The sequence below is a fragment of the Dietzia sp. DQ12-76 genome, from assembly GCF_014145045.1.
In the GTDB taxonomy this organism is placed as follows: Bacteria; Actinomycetota; Actinomycetes; order Mycobacteriales; family Mycobacteriaceae; genus Dietzia.
On record NZ_JAALDV010000276.1, the window covers coordinates 1 to 1,691 of the forward strand.

3 protein-coding genes are annotated in these 1,691 nt (G+C 70.6%); 2 read left to right on the top strand and 1 reads right to left on the bottom strand.

The annotated features are described in order from the left end of the window. Window positions 1-317: hypothetical protein (locus G6019_RS10120; RefSeq protein WP_375539755.1), on the top strand; the 317-nt coding region annotated here is incomplete at its 5' end. Here the strand turns inward: G6019_RS10120 and G6019_RS10125 are convergent. After that, the gene (locus G6019_RS10125; protein WP_194305630.1) at window positions 206-928 is read right to left on the bottom strand and encodes an ATP-binding cassette domain-containing protein; all 723 of its coding nucleotides are present in this window, start codon (window positions 926-928) and stop codon (window positions 206-208) included. The two genes, G6019_RS10120 and G6019_RS10125, sit on opposite strands and share 112 nt — an antisense overlap. A gap of 25 nt (window positions 929-953) precedes the next feature. Here G6019_RS10125 and aztB point away from each other — a divergent pair. After that, on the top strand, window positions 954-1,691 hold a 738-nt coding region (gene aztB, locus G6019_RS10130), incomplete at its 3' end, for a zinc ABC transporter permease AztB (RefSeq protein WP_194305631.1).

Consider the following 1,691-nt stretch of genomic DNA (forward strand, 5'->3'; position numbering starts at 1 on the left):
TCGGCGGGGGTTCGATCCTCTCGCCCCTGCTGGTCGCCGGGGGCCTGGCCGTGGGGGTCGTCGCCCCCGCGGCCCTGGCCACCACCTGGATCACCTCGGTGGTCGGCGCGGTGGTGTTCACCGTGCTCGCACGGTTCTCGACCGATCCGGTCGCACCGGCGTGGGGAGTCGGCATCGTCTGCGGACTGGGCGGTCTGATCGGCGGCTACCTGGGAGTGCTGCTGCAACCGCGCATCCCGGAGCTCGGGCTGCGCACCGGACTCGGCGTGGCGGCGCTCGCGGTGTCGGGGGTGTACGTGGCGCAGCTCGTCACGTGACCGGCCTCCAACCTCACCACGTGATCGGCGGTGGCGACGAACCGCTCGTCATGTGACGCACAGCCCACGGCGACGCCCCGTCGACGGGCCTGATCGGTGAGCAACTCGTGGACGTGCCGCCGACTGGCGGAATCCAGTCCGGCATCGGGTTCGTCCATCAACACGATGTCGGCGCGACTCGCCAACGCCTGGGCGAGGAGGGCGCGCTGTCGCTGACCTCCGGACAGCTCCGTCAGGGAGCGGGACTCGAGGCCGTCCAGGCCGACCGCCCCGATCATCTCGGCCACGACCTCGCGGGCCTCCCGCCTACCGATCCGTCGCCCCCACGTCCCCATGGAGACGGTGTCCCGGACCGTGAGGGGGAGGGTCTCCGGCGCAGCGGGTCGCTGGACGACGAGTGAGACGGTGCCCCGCCGACGCACCTCGCCGCGGAGGGGAACGCGGACGCCGGCGAGGAGCTCCACGAGAGTGGACTTGCCGGATCCGTTCGGCCCGGCGAAAGCGGTGACGGTCCCGTACGCCATCTCCACCGCCGCGTCGTGGAGCACTTCACGGCCCTCATAGCCGTAACACAACCCGTGGGCGCTGAGGGCCGGACCCGAGAGGGGCATGGTCTGCACTCCTTGTTGATAACGAATGTCGTTACAGATAGTGTACGGCCTCGTGTCCCTGATCCTCGATCCGTTCAGCACCGCGTTCGTCGCCCGAGCTCTCGTCGGCGGCCTGCTCGTTGCGGCGATCTGTGGAGTGGTCGGCACCTGGGTCGTCATCCGGGGAATGGCGTTCTTCGGCGAGGCGATCGGGCACGGGATGCTCCCCGGAGTGGCATTGGCCACCGTGCTCGGCTTTCCGGCGATGGTCGGCGGCGCGGTCAGTGCGGTGGCCATGAGCGCGGGGATCGGGGCGTTGCAGAGGCGCGGCCGGTTGTCCTACGACACCACCATCGGGCTGCTGTTCGTCACGATGCTGTCGGTCGGGGTGATCATCGTCTCCCACTCCGGCAGCTTCGCCACGGACGCCACCGCCATCCTCTTCGGCGACATCCTGGCCATCCGCGGTCCCGAACTCGTCACCCTGGCCCTCGCGCTGGTGGTGACCCTGGCGGTGGCGGCCCGCTTCCACCGCGCGTTCGTCGCCGTGGCCTTCGACCCCCGCGTCGCCCAGACCCTGGGGCTGCGGCCGAGGGTCGCGCAGGTGGCGCTCGTGGGACTGGTGACCCTCGCCGTGGTGGCCTCGTACCAGGCCGTCGGAACCCTGCTGGTGGTGGCGTTGCTGCTCGCCCCGGTCGTCGCCGCGAACCGCTGGACCAGACGAATTCCCTCGACGATGGTGCTCGCCGCGGCGTTCGGTGGTGCCGCCGTGGTGATCGGTCTA

What these genes read in the sequence shown, in the direction of transcription:
- G6019_RS10125 (WP_194305630.1), bottom strand. Translation starts at nt 928, where the DNA reads ATGCCCCTCTCGGGTCCGGCCCTCAGCGCCCACGGGTTGTGTTACGGC.